The sequence below is a fragment of the Paenibacillus sp. Marseille-Q7038 genome, assembly GCF_965111595.1.
Map to the genome: position 1 here is coordinate 3493741 of NZ_CBCOOM010000001.1, position 19280 is coordinate 3513020.

Below are 19280 nucleotides of genomic sequence, written 5' to 3' on the forward strand. Positions count from 1 at the left end.
GAAGTATACCGAATTGAAACTGCAAAAGAAAGTGTTATTTTCAGTAATTTTTTCACATATTGCTTTTCAAGAGAGTCCATCAAATGATTAAATAGATGAAGATAGCGATAATTCGATGTTAGGAGTGTATCTGCTTGAAAGGAATCATAAGTGAATTTAAAGAATTTGCCGTACGAGGGAATGTCATGGATTTGGCAGTCGGTGTCATTATTGGTGGGGCATTCGGGAAAATTATCACGTCTTTCGTTAATGATATACTCATGCCGCCGATCGGACTGATCCTAGGAAATCGCAGTTTTGAGCAGTTGTTTTTGCCGCTGGAAAAAGGAATTTTCACCCTTGAAGGAAGCAAATATACGACGCTTGCTATGGCAGAAGAAGCCGGAATTCCTGTACTCCGGTACGGTCAGTTCATTAATGTTGTTCTTGATTTTATGATTGTGGCATTCTGTATATTTATGTTCATCAAGGCGATCAACCGATTTAAACGTAAAGAAGAAAAACCCGAGCCGAAGGTAACGACGCGGGCATGTCCTTATTGTATATCTGATATACCGCTTGAAGCGACACGTTGTTCATACTGTACATCCTTAGTCGACCCGATTCACGAGACAGAAAAGGCAAAAGCTTAAAGCCCAGGCGATCTAGGAATGAGATTTTCGAGGATCTGTCTTAGATTGGCATCTTCCCGGTAGACTTCTTCCCCGGTATCGAGTTCCGTGACACGAATTCGAGTATACGGTTCATCCGGACGAACCGGTTTAAAGGTAAGATCATCTTTGTTTTCAACCATGACATCAAATCCTATTTTTTTAAACATTGGGATCAATTGTTCTGTAGATGCTTCCTGTTTATTTCCGAGCATAATAAGACCTCTTAAGTTCTTGGGCTCTTCATTTTTGTAGATGACCTGAAAACGAACGATGCATTCCATTTATAATCTCCCCTTTATTCGTTTAAACCTATATGATAACTACATTTCCCCAAACTGTATGTAATCATGCTAACAGAAAACGCAGTAAATCTGTAGTAAGACATCATTATTACACGGGAGGTACAAAACATATGAAAACGGAAGAGCAATTTGATATTTACAATGAAGATGGAAAGTGGATCGGCACCGCCCCCCGTTCTGAAGTACACGCACAAGGGTACTGGCATAAATCGTTTCACTGCTGGCTCATACGAGATACAGATGAAGGGCGCAAACTTCTTTTTCAAAAACGGGTGGGCGGCAAGGATACTTTTCCTTCCTGTTATGATATTACCGCAGCGGGGCACCTCTCTGCAGGCGAAACTGTACAGGATGCTGTAAGAGAGCTAGAAGAAGAACTAGGACTTGCCGTCGCCTACTCACAACTTACCCCTTTGCTTGAGGTAAAGGATGAGTTATATGGCGAAGTAAACGGGATTCCCTTCAAAGATCTCGAAACGAGTTCCGTATTTGGTTATCATCATGCTCAGCCGCTATATCAATATCATCTGCAGCAAAGTGAAGTACAAGGACTTTACGAAGCTCTTCTATCCGATATGATGGAATTGTTCGAGAATAAAGTATCGGAAGTGCAAGCAACCGGAATACTTAGCCAGAACGAAGGGAATGCAGAAACACTTTTCATGGAGTCCATTCGAGCAGAACAGTTTGTTTCAAGACCGCCGAGTTACTATCTCGCCATTTTTAAGAAACTAATGGAAATGTAATCGAATAGACTGCACGAAACAGGTAAAACCCTTCTTTATCCTATTCGGATAGGAAAGAAGGGTTTTTTAGACGCTACCTATACTTGTTCCAAATCTGTTCATAACGTGGACCATACCTACTTCGAATCTCCGCACCTAAATCTTGTTCCAATTCATACATAATGAGTTCCTGGGCAAAATATCCGAGAAGAAGTCGAATCATAACGGGATGTTCCGTTACAAGCCCCATAGATTCTGTTTCATTCCCGCGGCTGCCAAGCAGGCTCCACTTACGGTCGATAATAAATGAAAAGGTACGACCTTTAGATAGAGACGGCGTCTCTTGATCTGTAAACGGATGCCATCCAAAGAAAGGATTGTTTTCTGCATTCCCTACATCGCAAGACCATAACAGTCTAACCCCTCGCTCTTCTGCATTCTTTAGCTCATCGTGAAATAAGGAAGCTTCCTCCGAACACAGATCAATGATAATTTCATACTTGGCCGTGGCAATTTCCTTGGCAAGTAGCTCCATGATCTGGCGGTCTCCACGCAGCGTTGCAAACTCAGGGGAACTCGTCTTCTGTTTTGGCATTGCCTGCTCCACATATTGAAGCGACTCTTGTACATGTTTAGAAATGATAAGTGTGAACTCCTCTGCTGGCAACATGGTATACTTCGCAGGTTCACTGTCACTGCAACAGAGCATTCCGCGAGCATGCAGCCGCTGCAGCACTGCGTATACATTCGAGCGAGATGCTCCAAGCTGTTTGGACACTTCGTATCCGGAAGAAGCTCCTTCCTTTGACAAGTGCACCATGATTTTTGATTCCATCTCTGTAAATCCAAGACTTCTTAGATGCTGCAGCAACTGGTCCATATTCCTTTGTCCTCCCATGCTGTTCAGGAACGTTGATGCTTTGTTATAACCGAAATTGAATAAGTCATCTATTAAGCAAATCGATCAAAAGCACAGATCATTTTGATTCGTTATAGCTTCACCCGTAGATTAAATTTGTTCTGCTCCGCAATGCGGACACCATTTGGATCCTTTTGGCAGCTCAGCCGCACAAATCTGACACTTTACAGTCTCTCGCGGAAGTTCAGTTTCTACGGTTTCTTGGTGCTGATTATTTTCTTTCCAGTACCTGATACGCTCATCCAGCTCTTGTTGCCTCTCGCTTTCGCGCTGCATTTCTTCCTGGCGTCTACGTTCCCACTCCGCGTCAAACTCTTCTTTCTCTTCCGGCAGGAAGTCTCCAAGATCGTAATTTTCACTAGGAATCTCTTCTTCGGACAAGAGCAGATCTGGGAAAAGCTCTTCTTCCTCTTCTTCCTGTATCTCTTCTTCAGCAACCGTTGCTGCTGCCTCCGGTTTGGCTTGTGCATGCGCAACCGGAACCGACTTCTCGTTTCCTGTTAGAGCACGGCCACATTTTGGACAGAAATTAGCATCCAGGTCAGACACATGACCACAAACGCAAACCCGCTCATTTTTGAGCAAAGCAATCTTCTCGCGCAGTTCATCAATCTCATCCTGAAGCGTGTCGCAATCTGCCGAAAGTTCCATCATTCTTTCCTCTGCTAAAGACATATCTTGTGCACGATACCCTTCGTAGAAGATGCGGCCCATTTCTGTATAGTTCACGGACATGTCATGCTTGATGTTCGCAATTTGCGAATTGATTTTGTTAATCTCTACAGCATGCTGCGCCTTTTCAGTCGCACGGCCTGCCCCGTCTTTAATTCGTTGTAAAAAGTTCATGCGATTAATTCCTCCTCATTCCATGTAACAAGCTGCACATTGCAGCTTAAAGCTTTCAGTACCTTATTACAGCAATAACACCCTATGCTAAACTTTATCGTCAAATTATACCGTATACTTCGCTTGAATTGATAGTTTCGGTATAATAGAGAACAGTTTGTTACATGCAGACAATGATCCATCTTATATGTAATCTATTATAAAGTTTATCAATCATCAGATGTTTTTATGACTCTATCATACCAAATTTACAACCCTCTTGTGAAAAGGGCAATGTTTTACTTTGATTTTAGATGAGGTGTACACCATTTATGTATAGCACAAATCCTATATTTTACCCTCGCCCTCTAGGGGTCCCGTCGAGTGCCCGGCTTCCCAAGGCGAAAGAAGCGCCCGAACAAACAAGCCTTGAACTCGTTCGTGATCGTGACCCAGATGCCGAATACTTCCGATCTTTGGAGGAAGCCGGTATTTTACTGAACGGTCCGCAGATTAAAGCAGTAAGACATGGCGACGGTCCTATATTAACTTTGGCAGGAGCGGGATGCGGTAAAACGACAGTGCTTGCTGCAAGAGCCGGATACCTCATTCAAGTTCGAAATGTTCCTGCCAGCAGTATTCTGCTCGTCACTTTTACTAGTAAAGCCGCCGCAGAGATGAAATCTCGTATCTCGATGCTCCCTGGCATTCGCGCTGCTACTGCACGAGCCGTACAAGCGAGGACGTTCCACTCCTTCGCCTTGATGTTGCTGCGTCACTACGGAGTAACCGAAGATATTTTTGGCGAAACGAGAGCACAGCATACGGTCATTAAAATGATTCAGCGTAAGCATGGATTAAGCGATGCATTTCAGCCGGAGAGTCTGCTCTCTTCCCTCTCTTCCTGGAAGATGGAAGGAAAACGGACCGAAGATCTTCCCGAGACATCACAGGAAGAAAGAGACGTTAAACAGATTCTTACCGGATATGAAGCATGGAAGAAAGAACGTCACAAGATGGACTTTGATGATATTTTGCTGCGAGCGGCGGAACTGCTAAATGATCCAGCCATTCTGCGTCCGCTTCAGAAACGATTCCAATATATTATGGTGGATGAATTCCAAGATACCAACAGTCTTCAATACGAGATTGTACGTAAACTAGCAGCTTCCCACCGGAACCTGATGGTAGTCGGTGATGACGACCAGACGATATACACCTTTAATGGAGCAAGACAAGAAGCGATCCTTGATTTTGATAAAGTCTATCCTCGGGCATCCATCGTTACGCTGGATATTAATTACCGTTCCGACGCTCGCATTCTTGGTCTTGGCACAGAGATTGTGCGTTATAACAAGAAACGCCGATATAAAAAGTTGGTCTCCGCTGGAAAACCTGGGTATCAACCGTTGTTTGCAACTCCTTCCGGAGTGGAAGAAGAGGCAGCGATGGTTGTGAGTCATATTCAGGAAATTATAGAAGAAGGTCAACTTTCGTACCAAGATATTGCGATCCTGCACCGGACAGCAAGCAGCAGCCGTGCTATTTTTGAACAACTTGTTCTAAAAGAAATCCCTTTTGTACAATACGGAGCTACGCCTGTCTTCTATGATCAGACTTTAGTGAAGCCGCTGATGGATCACCTAAGGTTATCTCTTCACCCGCGTAATTTCGATGCCATTCCAAGTACACTTGGACCTTTATATATCTCGCGTGAAGCAGGTCTTGAATACTTGGCAGGGCAAGAGAAACAACAACCTAAAAAATATCCGCTCATTCATTTTTCGAGATGGGATCGCCTGAAACCTTTTCAACAAGAACAGGTCAAGGAACGGATTAAACTGATTAAGCAGTTGCAGACGATGACGCCGCTTGCGGCGATTCAGGAAATGCGCAGGCAGTTCTACGATTCGTATCTGGAGAGCGGCGATCCAAGTATCTACACGCACTATAAAGAAACGATCATGGAAACACTCGATGAGCTCGAAGCATCTGTAAAACGGTTTGAGACCGTGGAGAGTTTTGTCACTTTTGCAGATGAACTGTCCAGAAGACACAAAGAGATGGAAGCTCTTCAAGCAGCCAATGAAGATGCCGTACAGCTGATGACGATTCACCGAGCCAAGGGGCTTGAATTCCCTTGTGTATACTGGATTGGCGCAAGTGAAGGGATTCTGCCACATAGTTCCGCTCTGACAAAAGAAGTGCCCGAAGACCGAAAAGCTGCACTAGCGGGTGCAGCTGCAAAAGAAGTGGACGAAGCTTTGCTTGAAGAGGAACGCAGGCTTGCTTATGTTGCTGTCACACGTGCGAAGCAGCGATTGTTTATTACCTCTCCTGCTAGTCAGCACGGTAAACCAGCTCCTGTATCCAGATTCCTGCTGGAAGCCTTCGGTGTTAAGGATACAGACCACAAGAAACAGAGTGCTAAAGAACGTTTAAATATGGATAAAGACCGCTTTCACTCGAAAATCAAGGTACGAAGCTCTTCTTCCTTAAGTAGAAAAGGAAGCTCGCAGCGGATGGAAACCGTTCCGGTATGGTCCTGCACATCAGATACCTGTCCTGCCTGGATTCGTCAGCATTCCGGTAAATCGAAGGAGGAATCACCCCCTTGCCCGCTCTGTAAATCAAAAATGAAAAAAGCAATGCGGGAAGTGCCTGCTTTACCGAGACATCTTAAGTAATCGGTAAATAGAGATGATTCATCCCCTGTCCTATTCGTGTATAAAATAGGTAAATCGCCTTTTATATGGATATATAGGGGGTAGGGAGGGGAAAAGAGCAATGGACACTTATTATGTTTCCATCACACAGCAGCTCATTCATCAAGAACCGATTGAATCTAATGACTATGAGGTAAAGCTGAATCAAGATGACCTTTCTCAGATGCAGGATTTGATGTCATCGATCAGCAAAGAGGACGAATATACTTTCCAGCGCACGCCCGTTCCTTACAAATCAGCAGATCATGATGATGCAAATGAGCAATTTACAGACCGCATTCAAGAACTGTATCAGCTTATTTATGACACGGGAACGGAGCAAACGAAGGCAATGATTCGTCAGCAAAAGGTGCTGGATAAGTTAGATCACACGGATTACAAGGATACGGGTTATGAGGATTCCCCCCTTAATAAGTAGGGGAATAAATGAGAATAAACAAGAGGTCCGGTTCATGATTATGAATCGGGCCTCTTCATGTTTTCGCAAAAATAACCTGCCATGAATCTGCCAGTCGGTTCTAATCCCTATTTTTTTGTAATAATTAAAAGTAACCGCTTTAAGCTGACACTTGGATTCGCACCTTCGTCGTATTCGTGATTTATCCAGTAGATGTCGTCAATAATATTTACATCATACTGACAAGGATGTGAGATGAATATGACTTCATTTTCGCGAAAATGTGGATTACTGTGTTTGGTATTCGTCCTCGTTACTATGCTCCTTCCCTCTCTTCCCGTAAAAGCTGCCGCCCGTGTGACCTTTGATTCTCATCAGGATGAACAGAACGTTTCCCCAGGAGTCGAGGAACTTCATGGTACGTACACGGATGTATTCGACGTCGAAATTGTGGTCAATGGTCAATTGGTAAATGACGTTCACATGGATGATCCTGATGCAGACAACAGTGGAACATGGTCTTATTCATTAGATACGTCCTCATTAGACGGCTCTATTGAAATTGCGCTCAAATCCAAAGATATCGAAACGAGATACGGAATTTGGTCCCCTTTCATTCATCTCAATGTAGATAATCCAGCCGCGAGTATACCTGAAGTACAGATTGTAAGTCCCGCTGAGACGGATGCTCCCTTACCTCGTGACAAAGGCGCGATTCCCATTCATATTTCTGCAGAAGGCAAAAATACAATCACTGAGGTTGAACTGCGAATTAACGGCGGTCCTTGGGAACCTGCTGTCTACAAGGAAGCAGATAGCTTTTATAAATATCCTTGGGAAGTTGCAAATCTAAACAAAAAACAAAAGTATAGCCTGGAGGCAAGGGCAACAGATCAAAATGGAAACACGGGATACAGCCTCACTACCTATCTTGCGCCCAATCCACAAGCCATCGGTCAAGGTAATTCCACCTCTAATTCTGAAGATCTAGACACCGTAACGAACAGCACCTATGGAGAAATCGAGTCGCTTCCCAATCAAGATCGAGCGATCTGGATCTGGGAAACGGCATCCTATCACCTTATTCTCAACCCAAATTCCTGGGACACTTTTGCCGGATTCACTTCTGATACAACCACCTTTAGTGACCGTCCAATCACTACACTCTATCTAGGCGTTGACCGTTATAATGGAGCTTCAATGCTAGAAGATTACCGTGAAGAAGTACAGCAGTTTGTCACTTGGGCACATGCAAATGGATATCACGTTCAGGCGCTGATTGCTGGGGGTACAACACCACCCTACTATGGAGCATACGAGAGATATCGCACCCAAGCGGTTCGGGAATTTGAAAAAGTACTGAACTATAATCTGGCTTCTGAAGCTTCCGCTAAGTTTGATGGAATCAATCTGGATACGGAGCCGTACATCCTGCCCGATTTCAAGACGGAAAAACCTTCTGTCCAGATCCAGTACCTTGATATGCTCGCTACACTGATGGAACGGAAACACGCTTCGGGGATTACATTCCCAGTAGGGGCAGCCATTCCAAGATGGTATGACAGTTCAGCGGATGCTAGCGGGATTCCATGGAATGGATCATCAAAATGGCTGTCCGAACACATTCAGGATACGGCTGATTATATTTCTATTATGAATTACCGCGATCAGGCTGAGGGAAGTGCAGGCATTATCCAACAAGCACTCGGGGAAATTGCATACGCGGAGTCCATAGGTAAACCAAACTCCGTCATCATCGGTGTGGAAACCAAAGATATTGCCGATGGCGGAGATCCAGAAACGATCAGCTTCCATGAGGAAGGCAGAACCTTTATGGAGAATGAGCTGAACAAAGTGTACGCGGCTATGCAAGAAAGCCCAGCGTTTGGCGGAATCGCCATTCACCACTACACCTCGTACATCGACTTCCCAAGTAAATGGGGTCCCGGAGGAATGAAGTGGTCTCCTCCATCGGATATGGAACCGCCAAGTACAGTCAGTGGCAACCTCTCCGCGATCACTTTTGATCACGAACGGATTGATCTGCGTTATGGTATGGCATTCGACAACTCCGCAGTGAATGACTACCGAATCTACCGAAGCACAGAACCTGATTTTACAATAGGCCCTCTTACTTATGCAGGAACGGCTAAAGGATTATCTTATGAAGATAGAGGACTCCTTGCAGATACCACTTATTATTACAAAATCACAGCGGTCGATTTGCAGGGAAATGAAAGTTCTCCTAGCCAAGCCATCTCTGCGACAACGACCTCTTCTGCGCTGAAACCGATGATTATCGATGAAATGTCATTTGAATATACGGGAGGGAAAGCTACTGTAACCTTACGAGTTGTGGATCTTGAAACCGGGGCACCGCTTAGTGCTACGGTTAGCGGCCGATTCACACAGATGGCTGGAAAATATGTAACTGCGAAGACTTCCGCAAATGGGATATTCCAATCCTTATCTGAGGCGGTGAATGCTCCTTCAGGAGAGATTGGGTTCCAGCCTCGCCGGATTATGGTTTCTGGGTATTACTGGGCTAGCAGTTATGACTCACTTCCTTATACCACAGTAGTTTGGGAACCCTAGGGTATTATGAGTGTAAAACAATTATAGGGAACCTGGGCTGTAAAGCCCCGGCTCCCTTATTTGTTTTGTATCTTAATCGTAGATGGTGATTTTTATTGTTCATTTTTCAAGTAAGACCCTTGCAAAACATTATCCAATATTTTGTAAAATGGTATATAATCCGATTAAATTTGGTGAAGGACTATCATATGCACCCATTTATAAGGAGGCGAAATATGAATAAAAAGCGGTGGATCATCACTTTCATCTCTTCATTTGCACTACTGTACATTCTATTTGGTTTTTGGATTGCGAAGGATACTAGAATTATTCTGGATAAAGCCATGTCAGCAGATCCTCATTGGCAAGAATATATGGATCAGACTGTCTTTAATAGAATAAATCCGATTGCAAGCGGAGCGACTTCTGCAGACTTTTCCTATGAAGCTTCTAATCACAAAGTAGGTTTCGTGTTTCCGCTCCATTTCTTTTGGGTATCTAAAACATTGGTAACTCACGAATACGATCAGCCTGACTTCGGATTTCGGGAACCGCTGACCATGAATGTAAAGCTTAAAAATGGGCAATGGTATGCGACTAATGTGAAAATCGAACCCTAACGTCTTAGATATATCATTTTCTTAAATTGTTAGCTGAATTCCTGTTCATGATTACTGAGCAGGTTAAATACATACTAGATATGTAAGAACCAATCTAGGCGTATTAGACCGCTTGCTCAAGTGCAACCTTGCTCCGTATTTCTCGTCTAGTAGATGTCATCATCTTATGACAAAACATCAGTGAAGGAGAGAAGACACATGAACAAAAGAATGAAAACTGGCGTAGCTGCTGCTGCTTTAACTATTGCTCTAGGTGGTAGTTCCATCTACGCATATGCGGACGCGAGCACTCCCGTGCCGATCTCAAGTAGTCTTAATGAAACATTTACTATTACGGTGAACGGACAGGCCATCGAGGATGGTTACCAAGTATCCACCGCTGCTCAACCGATGATTCCTGTACGTTCTCTAGCAGAAGCACTTGGAATGGAAGTAAAATGGGTACAAGAAACCAAAGCAAGTGAACTTACTAAAGGGATTATATGGACTTCCATTATGACAGGGGAAGATGCTTATAATGTAAATAAGATGCTTGTACGTCTAGGTCAAGCTCCTGAAATAATGAATAACATGCAATATGTTCCTCTGAACTTTGTCAGCGAAGTTCTGTACGGTAACGTAACGGTAGAAGGGAGTCAAATTACAATTACTACAGATCAAGCTAATGCATCAGAACAAGAAGTAACAAAAGCAAGCGGAGTCATCACATCGTTGTCTTCTGAAGAAGGTAAGCTTTCCGTTCATATCAATGGAAACGGCGCAAAAGGGATCGTTCTCAATGTGAGCGAAGATACAACATTTGCACTTGCAAGCGGTGAAGCACTTGAATTTAAAGATCTCAAAGTTGGCGATCAGGTTGAAGCTGAACACGCGATGTTTGCAACTCTCAGCCTTCCTCCGCAATCTCCGGCATACAAGATTACGGTAACCGAGCAAGCAAAAGCGGATCTTGTTATCGCAGAAGGTGCGATCAGTGAAGTCACAACTTCGGATACTGGCGAACGCAGCATCCTCCTTAAAGGTCAAGGTGTAGACGAATCGCCAGCTAGCGGCATCGTATTCAACATCAGTTCAGAAACGAAAATAGTAGATACCAAAGGAGAAGCCATTGATCCTTCTACATTGAAGGAAAAAGATTATGTAATTGGCGTTTATAACGGCATTACTACTCGCAGCCTTCCTCCTATTGCGAACGCGATGAAACTGGTTGTAGAACAAGCAACTGAATAGACAAATCATATTCAAAAAGGCAGCCTCTCAGGGGCTGCCTTCTTCTATCTCTTATATAAATTACAGTTTAATATTCGCATCATCAAAGTACTCTTCCAGTGTAAGACCGCTCTCTGCGATATCCGGTGCTAACTCTTTACCTACATAACGGATATGCCATGGCTCGTATACATAACCAGTGATATCTTCCCGATCTTGCAGATAACGAATCACAAAACCGTATTCCGGCGCATGTTCTTCCAGCCATTGCCCCTCTTTTGAGTCGCCAAACACCTCTTCAATCACATTGCCAACACTTGGACTAGAAACGTCAATCGCTAGACCCGTCTGATGTTCACTATAACCTGGTTTTGCACTTACTCTTGCTGCATACTCTTCCCCGTTACGCTCTACACTGCTATTATACACAGAAACTTGTCGTTCATAAGAGCGATACCCAGACACCGCTCGAAGCTCTATGCCGTCCTCTTCTGCTGCAGCAAATAACTCCTCAAGGGCAGCCGCAGCTTCCTTACGTAAATGACGTTTCTCATGAGGCCCGTCAAAAGAGAACGGAACATTCGGTTCGACCAAATCATCCGGTTCATATCCTTCCGGCAGACTCCGCTCTTTATTCACAATGACCGTCACTGCTTCAGCATTGGTTACGACACTTCGGTCACCTTCCTGCTGTATACTGCTCTGCAGTGAACTTTGTGCACGCAGAGCCATGATGCTGTCTGTTTCTGTATTTTCTTCACCGGTTTCTATACCGTCTGTATTGTCATCTGTTCCATCTGGGGTTACTTCCTCAGAAATATTACCTGTCGCCGGAGCATTCAGGTTCTGTCCTTCCTGCTGACCTTGTCCACCTTCTTCACAACCCGTGAGTAGAACGGTACTGACCAACAGTGTAGACAGCAGAGCAATTGTCCAGCGGTGTCTTTTCATTTTCGTAGTTATCATCTATTACTCCCCCATCCACATATAGCTTGTCCATGCTCTATTGTAGACTAAAAATAAACAGAGCAAAAGAACGCTGACGCCCCCTGACAATGGTTGTCATGAGACACAGATCTCTTATGCTCTGTCATGATCCTATTTACTTCGTCTTGCTCCCAGACTTTGCCTGTGCTGAACGGGGTGCCCATTCTGCTGCCCGCTTGGACAGCTGTTCTCGTAAATGGGTCAAGGCAGCTTCCGTAGGTGCCTGAGGTAGCAAAGTTGCAAGTTTTGGAGGAGGCACCATCTTCGAAGGTGCCTTCAGGCGCAGCTCCACCTCGGTCAGCCTATGGCCAGGTTTGTGGAGCGCGCTGTCTTGGACACTCTCCGCGATGTAATCCATGATTGCGGAGACGTTGCCACCCGCTCGCGGAACCGGTCGTTGCAACAGCGCTGCCCCAGGCAGTGCTTTCCCTTCGGATTCGGCTGCCCAAGAGCCGAATACACTTTCAAGGAGCGCTGTGCGTGTAATGCCTAATAGGCTTAAGAGTGCCAGCGGCTCACGGGCTGCCCAGGAAGCAGCTGCTATTCTAGCCGCTTCCGCATGTTCGCATACTTCGCTCTCACAGGTGCAGGTCACCTGCATTTCAGTAGCGAAAGGAATCAGTGTTTCCGCTTCTGCAGGCGGTAAAGACTTATTTTCCATCAGTTTGTACACAAGATATGCAGACTCTGCTAACTGATCGAGTAACGCTTCTCTCTCAAGATCATTAAGGGGTTTCACCTGCCCTTTGCATTCCACATCGTTATCTTCTGAATCCCCCACTGCACTAGATACGATTGCCTTCCATCCGTGAGGCTCCAGCTGAAATTCCTTCACTTCGATGTTCACCTTCACCTCACCCTTTCCTAAATCAAAATCCACGACTTACATCCACATTTCTCCCTGTAAGGTAACAAGCCCTTTCAGTTCATCGTCAGACATCTCCGTAAGCCAGTTTTCACCTGAACCTACAACCTGCTCGGACAACTGCTTCTTACTCTCAATCAATTCATCAATTCGCTCTTCCAGCGTACCTTGGCAGATCAGTTTATGAACCTGAACGTTTCTCTTCTGTCCAATACGGAATACACGGTCTGTTGCCTGATTCTCTACTGCTGGATTCCACCAGCGATCATAGTGAATGACATGACTCGCATGGGTAAGGTTAAGACCGACACCGCCCGCACGTAATGAAAGGACAAAGATAGACGGGCCTTCGCCTTTTTGGAAGCTATCCACCATAGCATCACGATCTGCTTTGGAGATTCCTCCATGAAGGAAGAAAGGTTTCTCATTATAGCGCTGAGTCAATTGATTCACCAGAATATCTCCCATGGAGACATACTGCGTAAAGATAAGTGCCGATTCGCCATTATCTCGAATGGCATCGGTAAGTTCCATCAAACGTTCCAGCTTGCCTGACAGTTCCACCCGCCCGCTCTGTTCTTTACGATTCTGCTCCAGCAGTACAGGATGATCACAAATCTGCTTAAGCTTGGTTAGAGAGGACAGAACCACACCTTTTCGCGTAAAACCAGTTTGACCTTCAATGCCTGTAAGCAGCTGATCAACTACCCCTTTATAAAGGGCCGTTTGCTCCACCGTTAAGGAGCAATATGATTTCAGTTCCAGCTTCTCCGGAAGATCCTTACGAATATCAGGATCGCTTTTGAGTCTTCTGAGCATAAATGGCGACACAAGCTTATGCAGTTCACGAAGGGACTGCGCCCCTTCCTCACCGCCAGCTACATAACGCTGCCGGAATGAAGCTGCCGTACCGAGATATCCCGGATTAAGAAATTGAAAAATAGACCACAGCTCACTAAGCCGATTCTCCACCGGTGTTCCCGTCATCGCAATGCGGTGCGGAGCAGATAGTTTCATCACGCTTTGCGCCTGCTTCGTACGATAGTTTTTAATGTATTGCGCTTCATCAAGCACCACAGAAGACCAATGAATGGAAGCAAGATCTGCCCCATCCCTGCCAGCCAGATGATACGTTGTCAGGACAATATCATGATCTTCTGCCTGCTCACGAAAACGGTCGCCATGCAAACGCTGGGTGCCATGATGTATATATAATTTGAAATCCGGAGCAAATCGTGCGAGTTCCCGCTGCCAGTTGCCCAGCAGTGAAGTAGGACACACGATGAGCGCAGGACCTTCTGTATCGAATTCATCTTCTGCCGTTCCTTCAAGCTGGCGTTCTGCTTCTCTGATCTCCTTCGCTGCGAGCTTGGAGTCAAGCAGGCAGGTAATGACCTGAATGGTTTTTCCAAGTCCCATATCATCGGCAAGACACACCCCAAAACCAAGGTCACGCATAGCAGACAGCCACTGGAAACCCCGTTCTTGATAAGGTCTTAAATTACCATGCAGAGATGGAGGTACCGATTTAGGCTCTATTCCTTTTAATACTTGCCCTTCAAGCAAGAAGGACAACATCCCGTAGGACTCTGCACCAAAGATAGAGAGGCCTTTCCAGTTCGCATCTTCCTCATCTTCTGCGACGAGATGCATCCACTCCGATAACGCCATCGTACCTTCTTCATTCTTCTTCATGAAGCGGAGTACCTGGCGGATTTCTTTAGGATCAATTTCAATCCACTCTCCGCGGAACTCCACTAAAGGAAACGTAGACGCCGCAAGTCTGGCAAGTTCTTCTTGTGAGACGGGAATTCCATCCAGCATGGCCTCTGCTTCAAAGGCAACCAGCTGCTCCATGCCGAGTGTAGAGCTTCGTTTCACAGAACCGCTGCGATCTGGATGTGGAAGCATCTTTAATTTGAGTCCTGTTTTACGTTTCCCATCTTTACTCCATCTTGAAGGCATCATCACCGTAACGCCGCTCTTCTGCAGCTTAGGAACAGCATGCGCCATAAAATCATAGAACACTTCTGTATTCATTTTGACAGATGCGGGAGATCCACTCCATCCCGATCCTAGCGCAGGAGCCAGTTCACATGCTTTGCCAAACGCTATTAACATCTGTTCCTGTATGGATTCATACACGGTTGAGCCGCGGTCTACCTCTTGGGAAGGGTGGGACCATATCGCTTCAATCGGAACCCGAAAATCGGACTCAGTTTCACTTTCAGCCCAGAAACTAACGTTCCATTCGGAACCTGCCTCCGAGGGCTCTAAGCGAAGCCCCAGTCGCAGTTTCCCGGCCGCAGGTCCGGAAGATTCACTCTCTATAAGCGGAGGAGAACTCTCCCCTGCTTCACTAACCGCATCTGATAATTCTTCGATTTCTTGAATCGTTCCCTGTACGCTTAGTTCCCGCGAACCGGTCAGCAGACTATTCCACCAGAGTTCGGTTAAGGGGGAATATCCTCTGCGATAATTCACACGATATTTAGACAAACTACTTTCCACCGCAGCAATTTCAGAAGAAACCGCTGCATGAATCATTTGACTAAGGAAAGAGTAAAGCACGGCACCGCCCGCTTCTTTAACAGACCCCGCCTCCGTATCCGCATAAACAACCGTAGCTGTCAGTGCGATTGGAGGAATCGATTCCGCAAGGATAGCAAAGCGTTCTATATCATCTTTCTCTGTAAGTCTCGGGTGCCAAGCACCCTTTACGGCAGATTGATTTCCTCGTCTTCTTCCACCTGTTGCTGTTACCGGAGCGACCCCGGGAGCAATCTGACCTCGAAGCAGCAATTCCAAAGCAAATAAGGCTGCTTTGGACCAATATTCCATTTCTTCTCCGGCTTCAAATCCTGCTCCGGCTGCCTCTTCTTTATTCCAGTGAATTAATAACTCGAATGCGTCTTTCGGGCTAAGCGCCAGTCCTTCCAGCGTCCGTCCCATTCCCATTCGTTTCTTCTTGTTTGTATCTGCACTTGAGGTCTGTACCTTGTTGGTCTGCCATCTTAGTTCCGCAAGACGCAAGGCTGCATGTTGAAACGGGCGGTAGGTACCGCCTTTTAATTTCATTTTACGTATTCCATGGCTCCAGGCATCGACCCTGGGTTCCGACGTTTCTCCAGAAAAACAAAAAAATACGTCTCCGAGCCAAATTCCATATAGTGGTTGATTCATCGCAAGTCACCCGTTAGCCCTTTTAGATTATTACTCTTCATCATATACGAAAATCGTTCAATTTAAAAATCGAATCCTTACTTTTTTTCCAAAGGAGACAAAAAAATAATCGGTTATAGCCTATAAGCTTGAACCGATTATTGATGTGATATCTATGAGTTACAGTAAAAAAGTTTCATTTTATATCATGCCGTAAATTTACATTATAAACCTAATACTCGGTAAAAGAAATGATAAAGGAAGAAGATCCCGGGTAAAACCAAGATCATCTTCCTTCCATTTATTTTTTCAGGCTGTCCCAACTCTTCTGCATATCCTCAAGTAATTTCACAGGATCCGGTTTCGCAACATAGGCCTGCATCACCGCACCAAACTCTTGTGGCACTCCTTCTGGGAAGCGATTAAAGTTCCAACTAAGCACTTTATCATCATCGCTATATTGAATAAGGTCAGCAGCAAGATCCCCAAGCGCTTCGGAATCTGCTGTAATACTCTTAAATGCAGGAATGAATTTAAACTCTTCCGTCATGTATCTTTTCCCTGTTTCCGAAGTCACAAGCCATTCAAGAAAATCTTTTGCTTCGTCTTTCACAGTAGACTCTTTGTTCACCACATAGTAATTAGGTACACCGACAAAAAGTTTATCAGATGCCTCTGCATCTTCTCCAATCGGCATCGGCAGTATACCTAAGTTTAAATCTGGATTAATTCCGTCAATTTGTACCTGTGTCCAGTTGCCCTGCTGCATCATCGCTGCTTCTCCTGTAGCAAAGGTCGTCACTTGGGTATTATAGTCCGTTGTCAGCGGATTCTTATTACTGTACTGAAGTGTGAGATCCAGCATCTTCATCCAATCCTCGAACACGGGGTTACCTGGAATCTTCTCTGTTCCTTCATTCAATCCTTGAATAAAAGCGACAGGATCAGCTTGATTCGCAAACGCTACATTTACATTATGATTTCCTAGTACCCACCATTCCTGATATCCATTCGAAAAAGGAGTGATTCCCACGTCCTGAAGCTTTTGGGCTGCTGCCTGCAGCTGACTAAGCGTCTTCGGTAATTCGGTAATCCCGGCTTGTTTAAATAAATCTTTATTATATATAAATCCATATCCTTCAAGCCCTAAAGGTTGACCATACAGCTTGCCGTCTTTTGTCATGGGTTCTTTGGCCACATCAAGCACATCACTTACCCAAGGTTCTCCTGAGAGATCTTCTAGACTATCGATCCAGGTATCCAGCTCGCGGTAACCGCCCACATTAAAAATATCTGGATGTTCGGAACCGGCAAATTTTGTTTTTAACGCAGCTCCATAATCACTGCCGCCTCCCACCGTTTCAATCTCTATATTGATATCTGGATGCTCCGTCTCATACTCAGTAATCAGACGGTCAAAAGCTTCCGCAATCTCTACCTTATATTGAAAGATTTTAATGGTTTTCTTTCCATCTGCAGACCCGCCGTTTTTACCTCCACCGCAACCAGCAACAACCAGCGAACACACTAATAATGAAGTGAGTGCAAACATCCCTTTTTTTCTCAATATAAACCCCTCCTATATCTTATAAAATGAGCTGTTATCCCTTTACTGAACCTGCGGTTATTCCTTGAATAATGTACTTTTGCATCAATAAGAAGAAAATAATAACCGGTGTAATGCCAAGCACTAGCGCAGGCAGAGCTAAATCCCACTGCTTTGTGTATTGTCCAAAAAAAGCATATGTGGCAATTGGAATGGTATGAAGTGAACTGTTCTGCAGAAGTATCGACGGCAGCAGATAGTCATTCCAGATCCAAAGCGTGTTCAGTATAATAATCGTTACATACATCGGGCGCATAAGCGGGTATACGATTCGAAAAAAAACCCCATAGGCATTACTTCCATCGACCCTCGCTGCTTCCTCAATCTCAATCGGAACGGACTTCACAAAACCATGGAACAGAAATACAGATATCGGTATGCCAAAACCGAGATAACAAATAATAAGCCCATAGTGACTGTTCATCAGCCCAACCGTACTTGTTACCTTAACGAGCGGGATCATGATCGACTGAAAAGGAATGACCATGGCAGCAACAAACAGCGTAAAAAGGATGCGGTTAAACCTGCTGTTGTGCCTTACCATCCGGTAGGCCGTCATGGAACTAAGCAAGACAAGCAATAAATTGCTGATAATCGTTACAAACAGAGAGTTGAATAATACCTTCGGAAATTTAGTAATCTCCCATGCCCGCTGATAGTTGCCCCATTCAAAAACTACCGGCCAAGCTGCCGCATTCGTCAGCAGGTCACCAAAACTTTTAACAGAGTTCACAAACAGGAAATAGAACGGAACGAGAAACAATAAGGCGAGCAAGATCATAATGATTTCAGTGAGCAATGTAGTAAAACGATAATTTTTACTCGTTTCCATTAGGCTTCCACCTCCCGGCTCTTTGTCAGGCGAACCTGGATGCTGGTAATGATCGCAACCACGATAAAGAAAATCAGTGCCTTCGCTGTACCAAGTCCGTATCTTCCGTTCACGAATGCTTCATTATAAATGTTTAGTGCGAGAGACTCTGTGGAGCGGAACGGGCCTCCTTTTGTCAGCGAGAGGTTTAGATCAAACATCTTGAAAGACCAAGAGATGGCAAGAAACAGACAGACCGTTACTCCCGGCATAATCAGCGGAATGATAATACTTCTTAGCATCTGTCCCCGAGTGGCTCCATCAATCTGAGCAGCCTCCAAAACTTCTGTCGGTACATTATTTAGAGAAGATATGTAAATTACCATCAAATAGCCTGCGGTTTGCCACACGAACACAATGACGATCGCCCAGAAAGCCGTCGTTTCATCCCCAAGCCAAGGCAGATTAAAAAAAGCAAGCCCCGTCACTTCGCCCACAGATGCGAAACCGCGGACAAAAATAAATTGCCAGATAAATCCGAGTAAGAGCCCGCCAATCACATTTGGCATAAAAAATACGGTCCGCAGCACGTTTTTTGTCTTTAGCGGTTTCGTTAAAAAATAAGCAAGAAAAAATCCGATAAGATTGGTGAGCAGGACCCCTGCCAATGTAAATAACGCTGTGAATGTAAACGATTTCATAAATGCGGGGTCGTCTGTAAATATTTTAGTGAAGTTCGCAAACCCCACCCAAACGGGATCTTTGGAGGCCCCACTCCATTCCGTGAAGGAGTAATACATCCCCAGCAGAAACGGTGCTGCAATAATGAGCATAAAGAAAAATAGCGCGGGACCAACAAAAATAAATTGCTGCATCATCTGTGAAGATTTTCGGTTCAT

16 protein-coding genes are annotated in these 19280 nt (G+C 44.9%); 7 read left to right on the forward strand and 9 right to left on the reverse strand.

What is annotated here, in order from left to right:
* Positions 1-128 precede the first annotated feature (128 nt).
* Positions 129-632 (forward strand): large conductance mechanosensitive channel protein MscL, encoded by a 504-nt coding sequence (gene mscL / locus ACWPWY_RS16610; protein WP_454192919.1) that lies wholly within the window; start codon positions 129-131, stop codon positions 630-632.
* On the opposite strand, the gene ACWPWY_RS16615 is transcribed toward mscL, so the two are convergent.
* Complete coding sequence (locus ACWPWY_RS16615; RefSeq protein WP_454192658.1) at positions 629-934, reverse strand: hypothetical protein; 306 nt, start codon at positions 932-934, stop codon at positions 629-631. The two genes, mscL and ACWPWY_RS16615, sit on opposite strands and share 4 nt — an antisense overlap.
* 131 nt (positions 935-1065) lie before the next feature.
* Between ACWPWY_RS16615 and ACWPWY_RS16620 the strand changes: the two genes are divergently transcribed.
* On the forward strand, positions 1066-1701 hold the full coding sequence (locus tag ACWPWY_RS16620; RefSeq protein WP_454192659.1) for an NUDIX hydrolase: 636 nt from the start codon (positions 1066-1068) through the stop codon (positions 1699-1701).
* A 73-nt stretch (positions 1702-1774) separates the two neighbouring features.
* On the opposite strand, the gene ACWPWY_RS16625 is transcribed toward ACWPWY_RS16620, so the two are convergent.
* Together ACWPWY_RS16625 and ACWPWY_RS16630 are read right to left on the reverse strand one after the other, a co-directional pair.
* Positions 1775-2560, reverse strand: a complete 786-nt coding sequence (locus ACWPWY_RS16625; protein WP_454192660.1) for a TrmB family transcriptional regulator — start codon at positions 2558-2560, stop codon at positions 1775-1777.
* Positions 2561-2689: 129 nt separating this feature from the next.
* Positions 2690-3445, reverse strand: a complete 756-nt coding sequence (locus ACWPWY_RS16630) for a zinc ribbon domain-containing protein (RefSeq protein ID WP_454192661.1) — start codon at positions 3443-3445, stop codon at positions 2690-2692.
* Positions 3446-3756: 311 nt separating this feature from the next.
* Between ACWPWY_RS16630 and ACWPWY_RS16635 the strand changes: the two genes are divergently transcribed.
* The 5 genes from ACWPWY_RS16635 to ACWPWY_RS16655 all read left to right on the forward strand — a co-directional run bounded on the left by ACWPWY_RS16635 (position 3757) and on the right by ACWPWY_RS16655 (position 10971).
* Positions 3757-6111 (forward strand): UvrD-helicase domain-containing protein, encoded by a 2355-nt coding sequence (locus ACWPWY_RS16635; protein WP_454192662.1) that lies wholly within the window; start codon positions 3757-3759, stop codon positions 6109-6111.
* A gap of 100 nt (positions 6112-6211) precedes the next feature.
* Positions 6212-6568: a hypothetical protein gene (locus tag ACWPWY_RS16640; protein WP_454192663.1), complete on the forward strand. Its 357-nt coding sequence runs from the start codon at positions 6212-6214 to the stop codon at positions 6566-6568.
* Between the two features lie 240 nt (positions 6569-6808).
* Positions 6809-9142: an Ig-like domain-containing protein gene (locus ACWPWY_RS16645; protein WP_454192664.1), complete on the forward strand. Its 2334-nt coding sequence runs from the start codon at positions 6809-6811 to the stop codon at positions 9140-9142.
* Positions 9143-9357: 215 nt separating this feature from the next.
* Positions 9358-9741, forward strand: a complete 384-nt coding sequence (locus ACWPWY_RS16650) for a hypothetical protein (RefSeq protein ID WP_454192665.1) — start codon at positions 9358-9360, stop codon at positions 9739-9741.
* Between the two features lie 198 nt (positions 9742-9939).
* Positions 9940-10971 carry a copper amine oxidase N-terminal domain-containing protein gene (locus ACWPWY_RS16655; protein WP_454192666.1) on the forward strand — a complete coding sequence of 344 codons (1032 nt, stop codon included), beginning with the start codon at positions 9940-9942 and terminating at the stop codon, positions 10969-10971.
* A 60-nt stretch (positions 10972-11031) separates the two neighbouring features.
* On the opposite strand, the gene ACWPWY_RS16660 is transcribed toward ACWPWY_RS16655, so the two are convergent.
* The 6 genes from ACWPWY_RS16660 to ACWPWY_RS16685 form a co-directional block, all read right to left on the reverse strand.
* On the reverse strand, positions 11032-11901 hold the full coding sequence (locus tag ACWPWY_RS16660) for a M15 family metallopeptidase (RefSeq protein ID WP_454192920.1): 870 nt from the start codon (positions 11899-11901) through the stop codon (positions 11032-11034).
* Between the two features lie 151 nt (positions 11902-12052).
* On the reverse strand, positions 12053-12817 hold the full coding sequence (locus ACWPWY_RS16665) for a hypothetical protein (RefSeq protein ID WP_454192667.1): 765 nt from the start codon (positions 12815-12817) through the stop codon (positions 12053-12055).
* Between the two features lie 3 nt (positions 12818-12820).
* Positions 12821-15985, reverse strand: coding sequence for a DEAD/DEAH box helicase (locus ACWPWY_RS16670; RefSeq protein ID WP_454192668.1), 3165 nt, complete (start codon positions 15983-15985; stop codon positions 12821-12823).
* A gap of 280 nt (positions 15986-16265) precedes the next feature.
* Positions 16266-17531, reverse strand: a complete 1266-nt coding sequence (locus ACWPWY_RS16675) for an ABC transporter substrate-binding protein (protein WP_454192669.1) — start codon at positions 17529-17531, stop codon at positions 16266-16268.
* 34 nt (positions 17532-17565) lie between these two features.
* Positions 17566-18402 carry a carbohydrate ABC transporter permease gene (locus tag ACWPWY_RS16680; protein ID WP_454192670.1) on the reverse strand — a complete coding sequence of 279 codons (837 nt, stop codon included), beginning with the start codon at positions 18400-18402 and terminating at the stop codon, positions 17566-17568.
* Positions 18402-19280 (reverse strand): carbohydrate ABC transporter permease, encoded by an 879-nt coding sequence (locus ACWPWY_RS16685; RefSeq protein ID WP_454192671.1) that lies wholly within the window; start codon positions 19278-19280, stop codon positions 18402-18404. Before ACWPWY_RS16685 ends, ACWPWY_RS16680 begins: the two co-directional genes overlap by 1 nt.